The organism is Candidatus Blochmanniella camponoti (assembly GCF_023585825.1).
Lineage (GTDB): Bacteria > Pseudomonadota > Gammaproteobacteria > Enterobacterales > Enterobacteriaceae > Blochmanniella > Blochmanniella camponoti.
Map to the genome: position 1 here is coordinate 287699 of NZ_CP097751.1, position 19645 is coordinate 307343.

General features: G+C 29.7%; 17 protein-coding genes. 2 read left to right on the forward strand and 15 right to left on the reverse strand.

Features of this window, described 5'->3' with window-relative positions; translation table 11 throughout:
• Position 1: 1 nt before the first annotated feature.
• The 12 genes from rplK to aroK form a co-directional block, all read right to left on the reverse strand.
• On the reverse strand, positions 2 to 433 hold the full coding sequence (gene rplK / locus M9394_RS01190) for a 50S ribosomal protein L11 (RefSeq protein ID WP_250248217.1): 432 nt from the start codon (positions 431 to 433) through the stop codon (positions 2 to 4).
• 127 nt (positions 434 to 560) lie between these two features.
• Positions 561 to 1106 (reverse strand): transcription termination/antitermination protein NusG, encoded by a 546-nt coding sequence (gene nusG / locus M9394_RS01195; protein ID WP_250247220.1) that lies wholly within the window; start codon positions 1104 to 1106, stop codon positions 561 to 563.
• A gap of 1 nt (position 1107) precedes the next feature.
• Positions 1108 to 1485, reverse strand: a complete 378-nt coding sequence (gene secE, locus M9394_RS01200) for a preprotein translocase subunit SecE (RefSeq protein WP_250248060.1) — start codon at positions 1483 to 1485, stop codon at positions 1108 to 1110.
• A 74-nt stretch (positions 1486 to 1559) separates the two neighbouring features.
• Positions 1560 to 2744: an elongation factor Tu gene (tuf, locus tag M9394_RS01205; protein ID WP_250247217.1), complete on the reverse strand. Its 1185-nt coding sequence runs from the start codon at positions 2742 to 2744 to the stop codon at positions 1560 to 1562.
• A gap of 62 nt (positions 2745 to 2806) precedes the next feature.
• Positions 2807 to 4921 carry an elongation factor G gene (gene fusA / locus M9394_RS01210; RefSeq protein WP_250247216.1) on the reverse strand — a complete coding sequence of 705 codons (2115 nt, stop codon included), beginning with the start codon at positions 4919 to 4921 and terminating at the stop codon, positions 2807 to 2809.
• A 161-nt stretch (positions 4922 to 5082) separates the two neighbouring features.
• The gene (gene rpsG, locus M9394_RS01215; RefSeq protein WP_250247213.1) at positions 5083 to 5553 is read right to left on the reverse strand and encodes a 30S ribosomal protein S7; all 471 of its coding nucleotides are present in this window, start codon (positions 5551 to 5553) and stop codon (positions 5083 to 5085) included.
• A gap of 150 nt (positions 5554 to 5703) precedes the next feature.
• Positions 5704 to 6078 (reverse strand): 30S ribosomal protein S12, encoded by a 375-nt coding sequence (gene rpsL / locus M9394_RS01220; protein WP_250231775.1) that lies wholly within the window; start codon positions 6076 to 6078, stop codon positions 5704 to 5706.
• Positions 6079 to 7810: 1732 nt separating this feature from the next.
• Positions 7811 to 8392 (reverse strand): anthranilate synthase component II, encoded by a 582-nt coding sequence (locus M9394_RS01225; protein ID WP_250247211.1) that lies wholly within the window; start codon positions 8390 to 8392, stop codon positions 7811 to 7813.
• A gap of 394 nt (positions 8393 to 8786) precedes the next feature.
• Positions 8787 to 9785 (reverse strand): tryptophan--tRNA ligase, encoded by a 999-nt coding sequence (gene trpS / locus M9394_RS01230; protein WP_250250172.1) that lies wholly within the window; start codon positions 9783 to 9785, stop codon positions 8787 to 8789.
• A 238-nt stretch (positions 9786 to 10023) separates the two neighbouring features.
• Positions 10024 to 10692 carry a ribulose-phosphate 3-epimerase gene (rpe, locus tag M9394_RS01235; RefSeq protein WP_250250174.1) on the reverse strand — a complete coding sequence of 223 codons (669 nt, stop codon included), beginning with the start codon at positions 10690 to 10692 and terminating at the stop codon, positions 10024 to 10026.
• Between the two features lie 407 nt (positions 10693 to 11099).
• Positions 11100 to 12188 carry a 3-dehydroquinate synthase gene (aroB, locus tag M9394_RS01240; protein WP_250247205.1) on the reverse strand — a complete coding sequence of 363 codons (1089 nt, stop codon included), beginning with the start codon at positions 12186 to 12188 and terminating at the stop codon, positions 11100 to 11102.
• Between the two features lie 54 nt (positions 12189 to 12242).
• On the reverse strand, positions 12243 to 12779 hold the full coding sequence (aroK, locus tag M9394_RS01245) for a shikimate kinase AroK (RefSeq protein ID WP_250247601.1): 537 nt from the start codon (positions 12777 to 12779) through the stop codon (positions 12243 to 12245).
• A 1541-nt stretch (positions 12780 to 14320) separates the two neighbouring features.
• On the opposite strand from aroK, the gene M9394_RS01250 reads away from it, so the two are divergent.
• Positions 14321 to 14911 (forward strand): NfuA family Fe-S biogenesis protein, encoded by a 591-nt coding sequence (locus M9394_RS01250; RefSeq protein WP_250250176.1) that lies wholly within the window; start codon positions 14321 to 14323, stop codon positions 14909 to 14911.
• A 153-nt stretch (positions 14912 to 15064) separates the two neighbouring features.
• Here M9394_RS01250 and asd read toward each other — a convergent pair whose 3' ends face one another.
• Entirely contained in the window at positions 15065 to 16171 is a 1107-nt protein-coding gene (gene asd / locus M9394_RS01255; RefSeq protein ID WP_250250236.1) for an aspartate-semialdehyde dehydrogenase, read from the reverse strand.
• A gap of 233 nt (positions 16172 to 16404) precedes the next feature.
• Here asd and M9394_RS01260 point away from each other — a divergent pair, with 233 nt between their 5' ends.
• Positions 16405 to 16998, forward strand: coding sequence for a YhgN family NAAT transporter (locus tag M9394_RS01260; protein WP_250247203.1), 594 nt, complete (start codon positions 16405 to 16407; stop codon positions 16996 to 16998).
• Between the two features lie 112 nt (positions 16999 to 17110).
• On the opposite strand, the gene yigL is transcribed toward M9394_RS01260, so the two are convergent.
• Complete coding sequence (yigL, locus tag M9394_RS01265; protein ID WP_250247202.1) at positions 17111 to 17944, reverse strand: sugar/pyridoxal phosphate phosphatase YigL; 834 nt, start codon at positions 17942 to 17944, stop codon at positions 17111 to 17113.
• A 358-nt stretch (positions 17945 to 18302) separates the two neighbouring features.
• The gene (gene corA / locus M9394_RS01270) at positions 18303 to 19247 is read right to left on the reverse strand and encodes a magnesium/cobalt transporter CorA (RefSeq protein ID WP_250247201.1); all 945 of its coding nucleotides are present in this window, start codon (positions 19245 to 19247) and stop codon (positions 18303 to 18305) included.
• Positions 19248 to 19645 lie beyond the last annotated feature (398 nt).

A 19645-nucleotide genomic window follows, 5' to 3' on the forward strand; every position in this document is an offset into this window, starting at 1 on the left:
ATTAATCTTCCACTTCGAGTCCTATAGAACGAGCTGTACCTATGATAGAACGTGATATTGATTCTATATTAGCTCCTGTCATATCAACAGCTTTAATTTTTGCAATCTCATAAATTTGAGCGCTCGATATTTTACCAATGTTTATGATATTTGGTTTTTTAGATCCAGATTGAATATTTGCTGCTTTTTTCAATAATATTGAAGCAGGAGGAGTTTTAGTAATAAATGAAAAAGATCGATCACTATAAACAGTAATGACAACTGGGATAGGTAATCCTGCTTCAAGTTGTGCAGTATTTTCATTAAATGCTTTACAAAATTCTATGATATTGACGCCCTGTTGTCCCAAAGCAGGTCCAATGGGAGGGCTGGGATTAGCAGCTCCAGCAGAAATTTGAAGTTTGATATACGCTTTTACTTTTTTTATTACCATATTCATTGTCCTAGCCAATAATATTTCTGGTTTTTATTTTGATTGGTTACACACTAACAGTAGCCACAAAATAATGATTACCTTTTCCGTGCAAGTTAAATATATATTTTTATATACTAATTTTACGTTAAGATTTTTCAACTTGTGAAAAATCTAATTCCACTGGAGTGGCTCGCCCAAAAATAGAAACTGATACTTTTAGACGATTTTTTTCATAATCTACTTCTTCTACTACAGCATTAAAGTCAGAAAAAGGCCCATCACTAACTCGAATAAGCTCCCCAGGTTCAAATAATGTTTTAGGACGAGGTTTATCACCTATTTGCTGCAATCGATGCATAATATCATCAACCTCTTTATCCCCAATAGGAGCCGGTTTATCGCACGTTCCTCCAACAAAACCCATAACACGTGGAACACTTTTTACTAAATGCCAACTAGAATCATTCATTATCATCTGCACCAATACATAACCAGGAAAAAATTTACGCTCGCTTTTTCTGCGTTGTCCAGCTCGCATTTCGACTACTTCTTCTGTTGGGACCATGATTTCACCGAACATTGTATCCATTTTGTGCAGTTTAATATGCTCACGCAAAGAATGAGCTACACGATTCTCAAATCCAGAAAATGCTTGAATAACATACCAACGTTTCTTTAATGTGGCAGTCATATTACAACCTTAGCCCAAATGATATTATATGAACTAAAATAGTATCTAATCCCCATAATAATAATGACATAATTATTGTTACTCCTGTCACGATTAGAGTAGTATTGAGCCCATCTTGATAAGATGGCCACACTACTTTCCGGCACTCAGTACGTGATTCATTTCCAAATATAACTATTAGTTTCCCTATTTTAGTAGTTGACGCAATGTACGTAGCGATAACAACGATAATGAGGATTACTATACTTCTCGCTAAAACGCTATAATTGCGACATAAGTAATTTCCAAAAATAGATGTTGCGATCAATCCTATAATGCTAATCCATTTAATTATTTCTAATACATACATTTTTTTTTTATTTTCATTCTTTACATACATATCAACACACTACCATATTAGTATAGTACACACCTATCATATCATTACAGAATTATATTTATTGATTTATGCGATTAAGATATAATTTTAGATACAATACCAGCCCCTATAGTACGACCACCCTCTCTAATAGCAAACCTAAGACCATCATCCATAGCTATTGGAGCAATTAAATGAACGATCATTCTAATATTATCGCCAGGCATCACCATATCCACTCCTTCTGGTAATTCAATGGTGCCAGTGATATCTGTAGTACGAAAATAAAATTGAGGACGATACCCTTTGAAAAACGGCGTATGTCTTCCTCCTTCATCTTTATTTAAAATATACACTTCTGATTCAAAATGAGAATGCGGCTTGATATATCCAGGTTTAGATAGCACTTGACCACGCTCTACTTCATCTCGTTTAGTACCACGTAATAAAACACCAACATTTTCTCCAGCACGTCCTTCGTCTAATAATTTCCTAAACATTTCCACTCCGGTACATGTGGTTTTTATTGTATCTTTTATACCAACAATTTCTATTTCTTCCCCCACTCTGATAACACCACGTTCAATACGACCTGTTACAACTGTACCTCGTCCAGAAATAGAAAATACATCTTCAATGGGTAGTAAAAATGGTTGGTCTACAACACGTTTAGGTTCTGGGATATAATTATCCAGTACATCCGATAATTCTAAAATTTTATTAGACCATATTTCATCATTTTCTAATGCCTTTAAAGCAGATCCGCGAATGATTGGTGTATTGTCTCCTGGAAAATCGTATTGCGATAATAATTCTCGCATTTCCATTTCAACCAATTCTAATAATTCTTCATCATTTACCATGTCGCATTTATTCATGAATACAATGATGTGAGGTACTCCTACTTGTCTAGCTAATAAAATATGTTCACGGGTTTGCGGCATAGGTCCATCAGTGGCGGCTACTACTAAAATTGCACCATCCATTTGTGCAGCTCCAGTTATCATGTTTTTTATATAATCGGCATGTCCAGGACAATCAACATGCGCATAATGCCGATGTGCAGTATCGTATTCAACATGAGAAGTATTTATAGTAATTCCTCGTGCTTTTTCTTCTGGAGCATTGTCAATTTGATCAAAAGCACGTGCGTAGCCACCATATTTTTTGGCTAAAACAGTGGTTATAGCAGCAGTTAAAGTAGTTTTTCCGTGATCTACATGGCCAATAGTACCTACATTAATATGTGGCTTTATGCGTTTAAATTTTTCTTTGGACACCTCTAAACTCCTTAGGTCTTTTTTATGGTTTTTCAAAAATAATTGAACCTAAATATTACCTATTATTGCTTAATTTGACGAGAATTTATGATAATTTGCGCTATACTATTAGGTACTTCGTTATATTTTAAAAACTCCATAGAATAAGAAGCGCGTCCTTGAGTTTGTGAACGTAAACCAGTAGCATAACCAAACATTTCAGATAAAGGAACTTGAGCACAAATTATCTTTCCACTAATTGTAGAATTTTCTAACCCACTGATTATGCCTCTTCGACGATTTAAATCTGCAATAACATCTCCCATATAATCTTCAGGTGTTTCAATTTCTACATTCATAATAGGTTCTAATAATACAGGGTGAGCTTTCATGAATCCTTCTTTAAATGCTATAGATCCTGCTATTTTAAATGCTATTTCTGAAGAATCAACCTCATGATAAGAACCATCAAAAATAGCTACGCAAACATCTACAATTGGATATCCAGCAAGAATACCATTACTTATTTGTTCCCGTACACCTTTATCTACAGCAGGTATATATTCCTTAGGTACAGCTCCTCCTACAATTTCATTTAAAAATTTATAACCTTCTTCACGTGCATGCATAGGCTCAATGCGTAACCAAACGTGTCCGAATTGACCTCGTCCCCCTGATTGACGAATAAATTTACCCTCTTGTTTTACGCTAGTACGAATAGTTTCGCGATAAGCAACTTGAGGTTTACCTACATTAGCTTCAACATTGAACTCTCTTCTCATACGTTCTACAAGAATTTCTAAATGCAATTCACCCATCCCAGCAATGATAGTTTGTCCAGAGTCTTTATCAATCCATACACGAAATGATGGATCTTCTTGAGCTAGCCGATTTAAAGCAAAACCCATTTTTTCTTGATCTGATTTAGTTTTAGCTTCAACCATCACAGAAATCACGGGTTCTGGAAATTCCATACGTTCTAGTATAATTGGGGAAGATGGCGCGCATAAAGTATCTCCAGTATCAACATCTTTTAAACCAATAGCTGCAGCAATATCACCTGCATGAACGGCTTTTATTTCTTCCCGTTTATTTGCATGCATTTGCACTATTCGACCGAATCGCTCACGTTTTTCTTTTATAGGATTTAAGACACTATCTCCGGAGCTTACGACGCCTGAATAAACTCGAAAAAAAGTTAAGTTTCCTACAAATGGATCAGTAGCTATTTTAAATGCTAACGCTGAAAACGGCTCGTTGTCGTTAGCATGACGTTTAACTTGCGTCGACCCATCTTTCAGAACACCTGTGATGGATGTCACGTCACTTGGAGATGGTAAATACTCCACAACAGCATCCAGCATCGCTTGTACCCCTTTATTTTTAAAAGCGGATCCGCACGTTACCAATACTATTTCATTACTTAATACTCTTTGACGCAACGCTTGTTTAATTTCTTGTTCTGTCAACTGATCACTATTAGATAAATATTTATCCATTAATTCTTCAGATGCTTCGACAGCAGACTCTATTAAATGTTTGTGCCAAATATCTGACAAAACTGTTAAATTGTCAGGTATTTCACTATAACTAAAAGTAACACCTTGATCCGATTCGTTCCAGTGAATAGCTTTCATCTTGATCAAATCGATAATTCCAGTAAATTTATCTTCTGAGCCTACAGCTAATTGAATAGGTACAGGATTAGCAAATAACCTAGTTTTTAACTGTTCTACAACTCGTAGATAATCTGCACCTACTCGATCCATTTTATTTATAAATGCAATACGTGGTACTTTATACTTATTTGCTTGGCGCCATACTGTCTCAGATTGAGGTTGTACGCCTCCTACAGCACAATAGATCATTACTACCCCGTCAAGTATGCGCATAGAGCGTTCTACTTCAATAGTGAAATCCACATGCCCAGGAGTATCTATAATATTAATACGGTGTGAATCAAATTGATTGGCCATTCCTGACCAAAAACAAGTAGTAGCTGCAGAAGTAATTGTGATTCCCCGTTCTTGTTCTTGCTCCATCCAGTCCATAGTCGCAGAACCAGTATGAACTTCTCCAATTTTATGATTTACACCTGTATAAAATAAAATTCGTTCAGTAGTAGTAGTTTTTCCAGCGTCAATATGCGCGCTTATACCAATGTTACGGTACCGTACGATCGGTGTTACACGAGTCATTAATATCCTCAATAATATTGTTATAATTTAACGAAAATGTTGCTATATTTAATAAATTATTGTTTAAGCAACATTCAAATATGTTTGAATAAATAACACTTAATAGCTCAATCATTATTAGAGTTTGAAAAAATCAGATGATGTTCATTCAGAAAATTTTATTACCAACGATAATGGGCAAAAGCTTTATTAGATTCTGCGATACGATGTATTTCTTCACGTTTTTTAACAGCATGTCCTTTACCCTCTATAGCATCAAAAAGTTCACTTGCTAAACGTAATTCCATAGATTTATCATTTCTTTTGCGAGCAGCTTCAATAATCCACCGCATCGCTAAAGTATTTCTACGTACGAGACGCACTTCTACTGGCACCTGATAGGTAGAGCCGCCAACCCGTCTAGATTTTACTTCTACTACTGGACGCACATTATTTAGAGCTATTTCGAATGCTTCTAAACAGTCTTTATTAGATCGTTTAAATAAACTATCTAAGGCTGAGTATACTATTGACTCTGCAGTAGATTTTTTCCCATTTAACATCAATATATTGATAAACTTTGCTAAAAGATCAGATCCAAATTTTGGATCTGGAAGAATATTGCGTTTCGTAACGATGCGACGACGTGGCATTAATTATAATTCCTATTTGACTAATAGATATTTTCTTTCCAAGGAAAATCATTAATGAAAAACTATTATATTTCAACTAGCTGAACCTTGATTGCCTTTTTTAAAATTTGCCTTAAATTAAAAAATAAAAAAGAGACTTGATATTTTGAACTATGATTTCGGTTGTTTTGTCCCATATTTGGAGCGACTTTTCTTACGTGAATTCACTCCTGCACAATCAAGAGCGCCACGAATAACATGATACCGAACACCTGGAAGATCTTTAACCCGTCCTCCTCGAATCAGAATTGAAGCATGCTCCTGTAAATTATGACCTTCCCCTCCGATATAAGAGGTCACTTCTAATCCGTTAGTTAAACGAACACGACATACTTTTCGTAATGCAGAATTTGGTTTCTTTGGAGTAGTAGTGTAGACACGCACACACACCCCCCTTTTTTGTGGGCAGGCTCCTAACGCTGGTACATTACTTTTAAAAGTTTTTGTTGGACGTGCATTACGAACAAGTTGATTGACTGTTGTCATTATTAAAATCTCCATTTTTCTGATAAGATCATATCAAAACATATATACTATTTGTTGTTGTTATCTCTCCCACTATTAAATAATAGACAACGATCCTTGTTATTATTAAATTGCAAGGTCAACAAAACCTATAACAGAAGCAGCATATTTATCCACTAAGTTTGACGTAAAAAAACACGTCTTATCAACTAAAAACAATTTAATACATTTTTCTTTTAAGTGAACTCTTAATATAATAAGTATCTTAATAAATTTCCATTATTTGCAGCAAATAAAAAACGATTTCTTTTGAAAAGCACAACACCACTAACTTCTACCGTATACTATCGGAATAGTAAAACATTTTATGACAATGTTGTATCCTATTTTTTTTAAGGATAGTTAGGATCAAGTGTTATATTATGTTTAAATCTTTTTATTTCACTACACCATGCAATATATTATTACTTATCGTAGCAATAATATATTGTAATAAATTATATCTCTATAAACTTTTTATGATATCGTAAACCTACGATTAGTTTAATTTGTAAAAACATAACTGAAATATACAAAGTCTAAAATACATTTTTATATAAAACTCTGAAAACCTTTAGCATAAATTGTTTCCAACATTTCTTCTCTTCCAACTTTAACAGTCTAACAGATAATACCAGTAAGGGCAAGAGAAATAATAGAAATGAATAAAATGAATTTCACAAAAAATGCTTTCATATTTTACACCTTTTTATAAGATAACTTTTTATTGTATATGATTACGATATGCTGTATAACCATGAATTTTTGAGTATATACATTTATAATAAAAATATATATATGCCTAAACACATAAGTTTTTACACATCTGAATAATGTTTATGCAATAAATTGCATAAACTGATATAAGCATCTTGAATCGATGATTTTAATAAATTTAGGTTTATCAAAAAGTTTTTAGTTTATGATGGGAACCAATGGAAACATTGAAAAATTTTGAGATTTGATCATATTAATATATGATATTAATATATATCATAAATATATATAATTTAAATGCTTTATAATTTTAAGGTTGAAATTTTTTAATTTTGATCACAGAATTATATTCTGTGGTATCTTGGGATTAAAAATCGCATGCTACTTTAGCATCAGTTTATAATTAAATATTGAACAGATACGATTATATTATTAAGAATTAGAGAATTTATAATTTGGCTGTTTACAGTTTTTAATTTAGATATTACATTTTATATAATTTCTGTAATCAATGTGGTTCTTGCAAATTGAGTTATAAGTTTTTATAAACATAAAATATATTGCAAGATCAATACAACCATAAATTTGAATGTATTTTAAAAATATTTAATATTATCAGTAAAATTACTGTTATCCCTACATTAAGTATAATAATTTAGTTTTATATTTGTTATTAATGAAGGCGTATATAATGAATTTTAAATTTCATAAATAAACTAATTATAAAAAACATACAAAATACATAATTAAATTCAATTTAAAATGAAGAAAAATTTCTACAATTGCATGTAAAGTGAATTACACTAAATGTAAACACTTGAGTTATACATTCATCTTATTTAAAAAAATAAGATGAATGTATAAAATAATTATTCAGTTCATTAGAATACATCCCCGGTATATTTTGGAGTATTAAAATCATAATTTAATAATTACTAGAAATAAGAAACAATCACTTTTAAGTGTTAGAGTTTCAACAGATTTGATAAAATTTAAGTTAATACTTCATAAAATTGGCTAGAATTTGATGTCCCTGTTCACTTAATATACTTTCTGGATGAAATTGCACGCCTTCTACGAGCAGGTTACGATGACGAATACCCATGATTTCGATATATTTATCACTGCATGTACTCCATGCAGTGATTTCTAAACATGCTGGCATAGTGTTTGAATCTATTACTAAAGAATGATACCGAACTACATTTAAAGGTTGTGTTACTTCAGTAAATATTCCGCTTCCGTTATGATGGATTAGAGAAATTTTACCGTGCATTACTCTTTGTGCATATTTTAACTTAGCTCCAAAAAACTGAGCTATAGCTTGATGCCCAAGACATACCCCAAGAATAGGTATTCTTCTATGAAAATAATAGATTGCATCTAAAGAAACACCTGCATTGTCTGGTGTACCAGGTCCAGGGGAAATTACTAAACGTTCAGGAGATAATTGCTCAATATCTATAATATTTAAAGCATCGTTTCTTCTAACTTCCACGATACCACCCATTTCTCTAAAGTATTGATAAAGATTCCAAGTGAAGGAATCATAATTATCGATAATAAGAATTTTGTTCATTATAATTCTATAATTAGATGTAATAATTAAATTAATTATGTCATGTACTCAAAAATTTTTTTGGAACATAATGTCGGATTAATCTGATTATTAATCAATTATATTAAAGAAAAGAAAATAAACATATAAAAATATAACTTATTTTACATATAAACAGTATCAATTAAACGTAGTTGTAATTTACACGTTACACTTTTATGTATTTTAATATCATAAACTAGTGCAGATGATTAATTTGTTATGCTGTAATCAATTTAATAATTAATATCCTACGAAGATACATGCCATTATTGCATGTGTGTTTTTAAATTTAAATAACATTTTATTTTTACTTATGCGTCTACTATACATTAATATTATTAATATAATGATGTTAAAAATTAATTATTTTTAATTAATCACTCAATCCCATTGCTTTGTGCACTTTTTTTAAAGTGACATTAGCTTTTTTTTGCGCTTTTTGTGCTCCTACACATAATATATAACGTAATTTGTCTTCATTAGCACGTTCAGTATAATAACAATTTTGAAATTTTATCAACACCGATGATATTGATTTAATAATTTCATTTTTTAACTGGGAATATGTTTTTTCTTTAAAAATTTCTTCTAAATACGTAATAGGTTGATCACTTATCCCGGAAAGAATTTCTAATAAATTAGAAATACCCGGTTTGTTAATAGGATCATATTTAATTATTGGAGGTTGATCGGTATCGGTAACAGCACGTTTAATTTTTTTTGATACCATATTAATATCGTCTAAAAGACGAATCATATTACCAGATCTACGATCTGATTTAGACATTTTTTTATTTGGTTCTAACAAGGACATAATACGAGAACCACATGTAGGAATAAATACTTCTGGAACAACGAAAATTGTTCCATATGTATGATTAAAACGTTCAGCAATGTTACGTGTTAATTCTAAATGTTGTTTCTGATCAGAACCTACAGGAACTAAATTAGTTTGATATAATAAAATATCTGATGCCATTAGTACTGGATAGTTAAATAACCCAATATTAACATTTTCCTTTTGTTGTGTTAATTTCTCTTTGAATTGAGTCATACGATTTAGCTCTCCAAAATACGTATAACAATTTAATAACCAATTTAATTGACTATGCTCTGGAACATGGGACTGAATAAATATTATACTATTATTAGGATCAATACCACATGCTAAATATAAAGCTAATGTATCTAATGATGTTTCATACAATCGATGTGAATTATTCTGATTTGCAATTGCATGCAAATCTGCTATACAATATATACATTGATAATCTTGTTGCATTTTAACCCACTGACGTATCGCTCCGATATAATTACCAATAGTAAGTTCACCTGATGGTTGCGCTCCGCTAAATAAAATTGGTTTATTCATACAGATATATTCCATAGTGTTTATGATAAAACAAATTAAAATGTTATTATTTTTAAAATTTACACAGCAAAAGCATATAGTTTGTATGATATTAAGTTATAAAACCTATAAATAAAATTGTTTTATAAAAAATAAATAATATATCGAATAATATTTGTTTCAAATAAAATAATTTTGGTAAAAAATATAATATTTCTTTAATTATGTATCTAAAAAATAAAATACTAAATATCTTTCGTTATTGATTTGATAAAACAGATCGAAAATTATGTATAATTTCGTAATAATTTTCAGATCTAAAGATAGCTGACCCTATAATAAAAGTGGTTGCACCAGCTTTAAAAATTGAATGTATGTTTTTTATATTAATACCTCCATCCACTGCTAAATTAATATTATAGTTAGTATTGTCTATTAATTTACGTGTTTGACGTATTTTATTTAAAATCATGGGAATAAACAATTGCCCGCTAAAACCAGGATTTACTGACATTAATACAATTAGGTCAATTTTATCCATTACATATTCCAAATAATTAAGAGTAGTGCTAGGATTAAAAACTAATCCTGCCTTGCATCCGTATTCTTTAATCAATTGTAATGATCGAGCAACATGTTCTGTGGCTTCTGGATGAAAACTAATATAATTTGCTCCAGCAGCAGCGAAATCTGAGATTAATCGATCTATTGGTTTTGCCATTAAATGCACATCAATAGGGATACTAACTCCGTAACTACGTAGTGACCGTAACACCATAGATCCTACGCTTAAATTAGGAACATAATGATTGTCCATAACATCAAAATGTAGAATATCTGCGCCAGCAGATATAACATTAGTAACATCTTCTCCTAATTTAGCAAAATTAGCTGACAAAATAGATGGAGCTATTAAGAAATGTTTCATGTAATTTCCATTAAAGATTATATACTATAAAATAGTTTATTTTAATTTAATTAAATCAAATAATAATATAAATTTAGAAGGATTATATTATTATCTTTTACATAAAATATTTTATTTTCATAAATCTATAAAGACAGAATTGTTTCAAATAAGGATTTATATTTTATATGATTTGTATATTGGAGTAATTATCTATAAATTCAGATTGTTTATATTTGCTAATCGTATTATGTAAGCATAAATCCCAAATATAATTAGAATAAAAAATCTAACTCAACACTATTGAGTAACAATTTTATTAAATTATACTTAATTTTAAAAAATAATCTTCTTATGTGTATTATATATGTGTATTATACATACACTGACTATATTAAAATTTAATACTTATTAATCACTAAATATAGTTATGAACTGTTAGTGTCTTCAATGGATAAAGATACTAACTCATGGTTTACGTTAAAGACAGTTTTTACGTTTCCTATAGAAATGGGCAAAACTAAGTTAAGTTGTCCTGATATTGACTTTTTGTCGCGTTTCATATATTCCAAATAGTTTTTTGATGTCATTTCTTTTGGACCACGCACAGGTAGACCTGCTCGTGTTAGTAATAACTTTATGCGTTTTGCATCACTGCAATTAAACTGATTTAAACGCAATGCAGTATTTACTGCCATCATGATACCTGCTGCTATAGATTCACCGTGAGACCATTGTGAATAACCCAGGTATGATTCTATAGCATGGCCATAGGTATGTCCAAGATTTAATACACTTCTAATACCTTGATCACGTTCATCAATTGTAATTATAGATGCTTTTAATTCACAACAACGACGAATACAGTACATTAAAGATGGCGAATGCAAAATTAATAAATCATCCAAATGGGATTCCAACCAGCTAAAAAAACTAGAGTCAAGAGCTATAGCATACTTAATTATTTCAGCTAATCCAGAAGAAAACTCTTTCATACTCAACGTATGCAAGACATCTAAATTGATAGCAACCGCAATAGGTTGATGAAAGGCTCCAATCATGTTTTTACCAAGTATATGGTTAATGCCAGTTTTTCCTCCAATGGATGCATCTACCTGTGCAAGCAGTGTTGTTGGGACTTGAATAAAACGTATTCCGCGTTGGTATGTAGCAGCTGCAAATCCAGTTATATCTCCGATGACACCTCCACCAAGAGCAATAAGTATTGTACTACGATCATAATTTTTTTTTAGTAATTTAGTAAATATTGTATTTAATGTAATTAGAGATTTGTTTTGTTCACCATCTGGTAAAATTAATTGATCAGTAACAATGCCTGATCTAGTCAATAAGTTACGTAATATATTTAAATAAATCGGCGCCACTCGATCATTGGTAATTAATACTACTTTATCACCAATATTTAATGGCCAACAGGGTGAGAAATCATTAAACAATTTATCTGCAATAATAATTGGATAGCTTCTTTTTTGTAACTTTATGATAATTTTTTCCATAGCAAAATTATAAAAACTTTTAATATTAAAACAATGAATTTATAATAACAAACGTCATACACTGCTCTGATTGCGAAGAATAATAATTTTATTAACGACAATCCTAACATTTTGTTCGTCCGTGGAAATTCTTATATCTGCAATTTCTTCGTACAATGGATTACGTTCTTTCGCTAATACTTCCAGTAATTCGCGAGTATTGCCTGATGCTAATGGGGATCTCAGCAATGGACGCCTTTTATCATGTTGCGTTCGAATTAATTGTTTTTCAATAGTCGTTTCTAAGTATACTACAAATCCACGATCGGACAGATTATTCCGTGTTATGTGAGACTTGACAGAACCACCTCCGGTGGCTAATATAATTCCCTGTTTTTTCGTTAATTCATCGATAATTTTTTCTTCACGATCACGGAATCTAGCTTCTCCTTCTACGTCGAAGACCCAGCTAATATTTGCTCCGGTACGAGTCTCAATTTCTTGATCAGAATCAAAAAAATCCATGTTTAATTGATTTGCTAGTTGACGCCCAATGGTACTTTTCCCAGCCCCCATAGGGCCAATTAAAAAAATATTATTTTTTTTTAACATATTATGATATGAAAATGATTTCTTCATTTTATCGTTTCATCACTTTATATGAAGACCCAACTAATCGATAAACGCACAAATACAAAAATATGAAGCGTTAAAATCATCTTATTTTTATAAATGTACATCTAATATATGATATATATAATGATCGCGATCATACTATTAATTGCTAACATGTAACAACATGCTATCATTGTAATACAAATCTTTGTCCAGATACAACTTAGAAACTTATTTATTCTCATAGTGGAAAACAAATTTGACAATGAATAAATAAATATGATCAAACATAGGTACAAGGTTAATTTAGTTCTATGCAGATAACATGATTTTTTGAAAATATAAATTTATTTTTTAATTAATGATTTAAGCATTTTATTGTTTAAAATATGGAATGTTCTCTCTTTATAAGAGATAAAGAATTGATTTTAAAACACTGGTATTGTAAGTTTTTCCATATTTTTACATTGATGTTTATCATAATATTTAAATCATGATTATTTACACTCATATGATTAGATAAAATCACATAAACTTCCAACGTTCATTATCAATCTGATAATGATATATTCATACAATTGAAAGATATGCATTTCTTTCATTAAATATATAAAATAATAAGTTATTCACCATTATTATAATAAATAATGTAGTGCGTTGAAAAATTTAACATCATGTATATGTAATACATGATGAATTGACATGTTAGTTATTATGAATATAAACCATTTTGATAGATATCAAAACTATAAATTTCTTTATCATGAATAACATTTTTCTCTTTGAAAACGAAAGAGAGATGTCGTTAGGTTTTTGATAAAAAAAATTAAAATTTAATATTAAGTATATTTAAACTTTTATTAATATCTGATTGGTAGTACTTTAAATATGTTATTGAAATTAATTATTTCTCTTAGAAAAAGAAATGGTTGCATATTTAATATTTACACTGTGTTTCTTTATATGAGTATAATACTATTTAATTGTCTATACGTAGATACTCTAACTGTTTATTAGTGAATTTAACTATTCGTAAACATCCTGTTACCAGGATTTGAGGTTCGTGGGAATTAATAATTGTGTAATAAAAAATATTTTTTTTTCATCATTTTGGTGTTATAAATTTATATTTTTTAACTATTTTTTGTTAATTCGTTTTGAAAATTAAAATATAGTAATTAATTCTCTCATTAATAGATACCAGATTTTTAAGTACTAGACATATATGGTTAATTTTATATTCATTTTATTGTCTTAAATATTATTTATATGTTGAAATAAATTTGCTATAATCAATTCAAGTCGTCATTGATGTAGTTAACGATTTTTTAAATTACATACATAAAACATGCTAATTACGTGTAACACATATAACATAAGCTATTTGTCAAAAAAAATAAAGAAAATAAATAAATAAATAATACATATTGAAAGTATATAAAAATATATATAAGTTATCCCAAATAGTTTATACAACATATGCATAATAAAACTATAAACTATTTGCATTTTTAAAAAACGATTAGGTATCATATCATATGATTTATATAACCCCAGTTGCACAAAAACATTTTTCTAAACTGCTAGTGGGTAAGAAATCAGGTACTCAGATACGAGTGTTTGTGGTTAATCCAGGTACAGTTCGTGCAGAATGTGGTGTTTGTTTTTGTCCACCAGAAGAATTTAAACCCAGCGATATGGTTATTAAGTTTGATCTTTTTTCTGTACACATAGATCCAATATATATGCCTTTCCTTAAAGACGCAAAAATTGACGTGATAATTAATAAATTAGATTCTCAACTTACTATTAAAGCTCCGAATGCTACTAAAGAATGCAATAATACAATAAACGAGATGAACCATGATTCGTTGGAAGATCGGGTGAGACATGTATTACAATTTCAGATTAATCCTCAGTTAGAGCTACACGGAGGCAGTGTATCTTTAGTACGTATTACTGAAGATCTGTTAGCTGTTATTAAATTTTATGGAGGATGTAATGGCTGTGCAATGGCTAGCTATACCATAAAAGAAGGAATCGAGACTACCTTAAAGAATCTTTTCCCAGAATTAAAAGGGGTGCTAGATATGACTCAACATCAACACGGGACGCATTCTTTTTATTAGCGATTTTATTTTGAAAGATTTGTTAGTAAAGTAACCATAAGTTATCTGTATAATTGAGTTGGTTTGTTTAAAATTTTCAGCATTGCATTTCTATTTGCATTACTCCTAAATTATATATTTATAAATCTAATTTTTTTGTAGAATAAATAAAATTTATAGTAATTGACGTAATATCCTGCGTAATGGCTCAGCGGCTCCCCAAAGTAACTGGTCGCCCACGCTAAAAGCTGAAATGTATTTGTTACCTGCATGCAATTTGCGTAACCGACCGATGGGTATTTTGAGTGTTCCGGATACCATAACAGGAGTTAATTTATTTAATGATTGCGTAACATCATTTGAGATAACTTCTACCCATCTATTATGAGATTGAAGTAATGCTTCTATTTCTGTTAAACAAATGTCTTTTTTAAGTTTTAAAACAAATGCTTGGCTATGACAACGTAACGAGCCCACACGTACGCATAAACTGTCTACTGTTATAATTTTAGAAGTATTGAGAATTTTGTTAGTTTCTGCTTGACCTTTCCATTCTTCTTGAGTTTGGCCATTATACATATAATCACCAATCCACGGAATAACGTTGCCTATCAAAGGAACTTTGAAGCAATCTACTAATAAGGAATCAGTTTTACTAAATTTAGTAATTATATGTTCAATATCTAGAATAGCCATTGAAGGGGACGTTAACAAATCAGTTACTACATTGTACACTTGGCCCATTTGTATTAATAGCTCACGCATGGCGCGCGCTCCACATCCAGAAGCTGCCTGATACGTGGAAGTAAACACCCATTCGATTAAATTATGAGCAAACAATCCACCTAAAGACATTAACATTAAACTTACAGTGCAATTACCGCCTACAAATGTTTTAATACCGTTATTTATACCTTGTTTTATCAATACTTGATTAACAGGGTCCAAAACAATAATCGCATCATCATTCATTCGTAAAAATGAAGCACTATCAATCCAATATCCTGTCCATCCGATTTTTCTTAATTTTGGATAAATAATTTTACTATATGCACTACCTTGACATGTAATAATAATATCTAAAGAATTAAGCAGATCGGTATTACAAGCGTCTTGTAAAAATAATTCTTGTGATCCTTGAACGTTTGGAGCATATTCTCCTATTTGAGATGTAGAGAGAAATATTGAGTGAAAATGGCTAAAATCATTTTCTTCTCTCATGCGATTCATTAATACTGAACCTACCATTCCTCTCCAACCAACAAACCCAATATTTTTCATTGTCAATCCCACAGTCATTATTAAGTACCAAGAATATATGTAGCGCGAGTAGCATGAGATACTGAACATTTTTATATAAATATATTGTATATTATATAAAAATGTTCAGTATCTCATGCGGCATACATGTATTATAAGTAATATGATGTAATACGTTTATAATAATATTTTGTAATTTACTTTATAAAAAGCGTGGTGTATATAAAACACAAATAACTTTTAGGAAAATAATAATGAATGAAATGATATCAGCTACAGTTCTATTGTTTTTAATTATGGATCCTATCGGAAATTTACCAATTTTTATGTCGATACTAAAAGATCTAGAACCAAAACGACGTCAAATTATAATAATTAGAGAGATGATAATCGCTTTATTATTAATGTTAGGATTTTTATTTGTTGGTGAACATATTTTAGTATTTCTTAATTTACACACAGAAACAGTTTCAATTTCTGGAGGTATTGTGTTGTTTTTAATTGCTATAAAAATGATATTTCCTTCAGAAGAAGGAAATAATACTGGATTTTCAGATGGAGAAGAACCTTTTTTAGTACCACTTGCTATTCCTTTAGTCGCTGGCCCCTCAATTTTAGCAACATTGTTGTTATTGTCTCATCAATATCCTCAAAAAATCAATTTTTTAATTTTGGCATTAATTGTTGCGTGGGGATTATCTATGTTAATTTTGATGTTGTCTAATGTATTTTCTCGTTTATTGGGTAGTAAAGGTATCGGGGCATTGGAGAGGTTAATGGGTTTATTATTAGTAATGATTTCTACTCAAATGTTACTTGATGGGATACATAGTTATTTATGTGTATGACTTAATTGAAAAGTTATTTCATATATAAATATATTTGGATGTTTTAAATTTAATTTTTAGTAGGTTCTCGTCAATTAATTAGCATAAATAATTTTTTAAAAAAATATTAGTTTTAAACACCACTTGTTAATGACGAATCAGACCATTTTTTATGATAAATACATTGTAAATAATGAGGTACTGCATCATCTTTATTACTGCCAATAATTTCTAAGAATGGAAGGCTATCTTTCAGTCTTTGCTGTGCATTACTCATTATACAGCCTTTTCCTGCCATTTTTAGCATTTCTTGATCATTCATCCCATCGCCAAATGAAATACAATCTTTTAGTTGATAGCCTAATAATTTAACTACTTGTTCTAAAGCATGTCCCTTTGAAACTCCTTCTGGCATCACTTCAAGACATGTAGGGAGCGAAAAACTAATATTGATTCGATGATTCCAACGTGCATGTAATTTCTTTTCTAAAGACAACAGTCGTTTGTAATTATTACTAGTGAAATACACTTTACAGATACCATTCAAGGGCAACGTATCTTTCTGATATATGTGATAATTGGATTCATATCCGTTATAAAAACAATTTTTCTTTGATATTGATCGGTTGATCAGCCACTTATCATTACAAAAAATATTAGTAATAATTTGAGAATCATAATGTACTACTCGTAATAAATCATCTACAATTTCTGTAGCTAAATCGTAAGAAGCAATTAATTTCCCGAGGGTATTATGTATTCTAGCTCCATTAGAAGTAATCATATAAGAATTAATTTTCAAATTATCACGTATTTGCATAACGTTTGTATGATGTCGGCCAGTAGCAAAAACAAAATGAATATTACGAGTAGTTAGTAATTTTAGAATCTTTTTAGTAAAAGATGTTAATCGGTGGTCCGGTGTTAGCAGGGTACCGTCTAAATCAGACGCAACGATGCGAAACATGTATTACCTCGCTTGTTTTTGTTAAAATGTAGCAATAATAGCCATTATTATATCATTACATTATGACATAATATCAACAAAAATCGATATATCATAGATATTATTTTTAAATAATAATTTATTAAATGAATTTCTCAATATATTATATATAACTTTTAATTATAAAATATAATTAAAATTACAAATATTTTATAGGTTCATTATATGAAAATGAATATAAATGATTTAAATGTATTGAGTTTCAATCGTTTTTTTGTGCTGAGATATATGTGAAAATATAATTTCAAAACATTTAATCTTAATTAAATCTGTATTTTTTTGAAAAATTATATATGTACTGTAATTATATTTATAATATTTATAGCCAATTTTTATATTTGAAATAAATGTACGGAGCAAGTCCTGATAGAATCATTAAAATAATAGCGCTAGGATAACCAAATGACCATTGTAATTCTGGCATAAATTTAAAATTCATTCCATAGCTAGATGCAATTAAAGTTGGAGGTAAAAAAATAACTGAGAAAATTTTTATAATTCTATTTTGTTCAATATTAATAAATCCCATTGCCGATTGGGTTAAAGAACTTATTTGATGAAATACATATTCATTATGAGGTAATAATAATGTAATTTCACTTAAAATATCGTTAGCATATTGTTGTTGTGATGCAGGTAATTTTACTTTACGTATTAAAAATTTTATTGCTCTTTCAGTATCTAATAAATTAACACGAATTTTCCACCCTATATTCTCCAATATAGCTAAATCAGAAAGCGCATGATCGTATTCATCGATTTGTTGTCCGTTCATAATAACAGAACTCAATGTTTCTAAGGTAGAATAAATATGTTCTATTTTATTTGTTAGGTCATCAAGTTTTACCTCAAATAAATTTAATAATAATTCATAAGCATTTCCATTAATTAACAAATGGTTATGCAAATATTTTTGATACATACAAAATACTGGAAATTCTTTTTTACGCGAAGTGTATAGACATCCATTGTGGATGGTAAAGAATACACTAGAGTTATCTATTTGTTCTTGGCTGTTATATGAAAAGAAAAAAGAATGAATATGTAATCCATTTTTATCTTTAAAAAAACGTGTAGTCTTGTTAATGTCTTTCAGTTCAAAAAATTTTATTTTTTGGTGAAGCAATATGTTTGGTATATAATTATGACCATCGCCACGTGAATCTATTATATCAATCCAAATAATATTATTTAAAAATGATGTCTTATCTTTTTCATTAATACGAAATAAATGATTATTTTTTAATTGAAATATATTATACATATATCATTGCTTCCTCAAAGAATACAAATTAGTCTACATTAGATCACAATAGCTAAAATTAGATAATAAATAGCTATTTTCATGCCATCATGTAATTTCGACAATACGCATTACATGACAGAACAGCTATAAACGATCGTCATTGCGTATCAAATATCTATGACGTACAAATAATTCGTAAAGTTTTTATTTATTTGGTAATAAATATAATTCAATTATGATAGTTATTTAAATACTCGGTTAGATGTTATTCACTGAGATATTATAAGTACAATTTGCAGATTAAAGCGGGCATGTTACGCCTAGAATAAAAAGATTGTCAATATTTATAAATATTTTTAATAATAATATAGATATATTTGTATTATATAATAATCCTAATGAGGATTAGAGTAATA

Excerpts from the sequence above, each read along its gene's own strand:
- rpsG (WP_250247213.1), bottom strand. The coding sequence starts at position 5,553 with ATGCCACGTCGTCGCATCGTTACGAAACGCAATATTCTTCCAGATCCA.
- rpsL (WP_250231775.1), bottom strand. The coding sequence starts at position 6,078 with ATGACAACAGTCAATCAACTTGTTCGTAATGCACGTCCAACAAAAACT.
- asd (WP_250250236.1), bottom strand. The coding sequence starts at position 16,171 with ATGAAAAATATTGGGTTTGTTGGTTGGAGAGGAATGGTAGGTTCAGTA.
- corA (WP_250247201.1), bottom strand. The coding sequence starts at position 19,247 with ATGTATAATATATTTCAATTAAAAAATAATCATTTATTTCGTATTAAT.
- M9394_RS01250 (WP_250250176.1), top strand. The coding sequence starts at position 14,321 with ATGATTTATATAACCCCAGTTGCACAAAAACATTTTTCTAAACTGCTA.
- aroB (WP_250247205.1), bottom strand. The coding sequence starts at position 12,188 with ATGGAAAAAATTATCATAAAGTTACAAAAAAGAAGCTATCCAATTATT.
- aroK (WP_250247601.1), bottom strand. The coding sequence starts at position 12,779 with ATGTTAAAAAAAAATAATATTTTTTTAATTGGCCCTATGGGGGCTGGG.
- rpe (WP_250250174.1), bottom strand. The coding sequence starts at position 10,692 with ATGAAACATTTCTTAATAGCTCCATCTATTTTGTCAGCTAATTTTGCT.
- fusA (WP_250247216.1), bottom strand. The coding sequence starts at position 4,921 with ATGACTCGTGTAACACCGATCGTACGGTACCGTAACATTGGTATAAGC.
- M9394_RS01225 (WP_250247211.1), bottom strand. The coding sequence starts at position 8,392 with ATGAACAAAATTCTTATTATCGATAATTATGATTCCTTCACTTGGAAT.
- yigL (WP_250247202.1), bottom strand. The coding sequence starts at position 17,944 with ATGTTTCGCATCGTTGCGTCTGATTTAGACGGTACCCTGCTAACACCG.
- M9394_RS01260 (WP_250247203.1), top strand. The coding sequence starts at position 16,405 with ATGAATGAAATGATATCAGCTACAGTTCTATTGTTTTTAATTATGGAT.
- nusG (WP_250247220.1), bottom strand. The coding sequence starts at position 1,106 with ATGACTGCCACATTAAAGAAACGTTGGTATGTTATTCAAGCATTTTCT.
- secE (WP_250248060.1), bottom strand. The coding sequence starts at position 1,485 with ATGTATGTAAAGAATGAAAATAAAAAAAAAATGTATGTATTAGAAATA.
- trpS (WP_250250172.1), bottom strand. The coding sequence starts at position 9,785 with ATGAATAAACCAATTTTATTTAGCGGAGCGCAACCATCAGGTGAACTT.
- rplK (WP_250248217.1), bottom strand. The coding sequence starts at position 433 with ATGGTAATAAAAAAAGTAAAAGCGTATATCAAACTTCAAATTTCTGCT.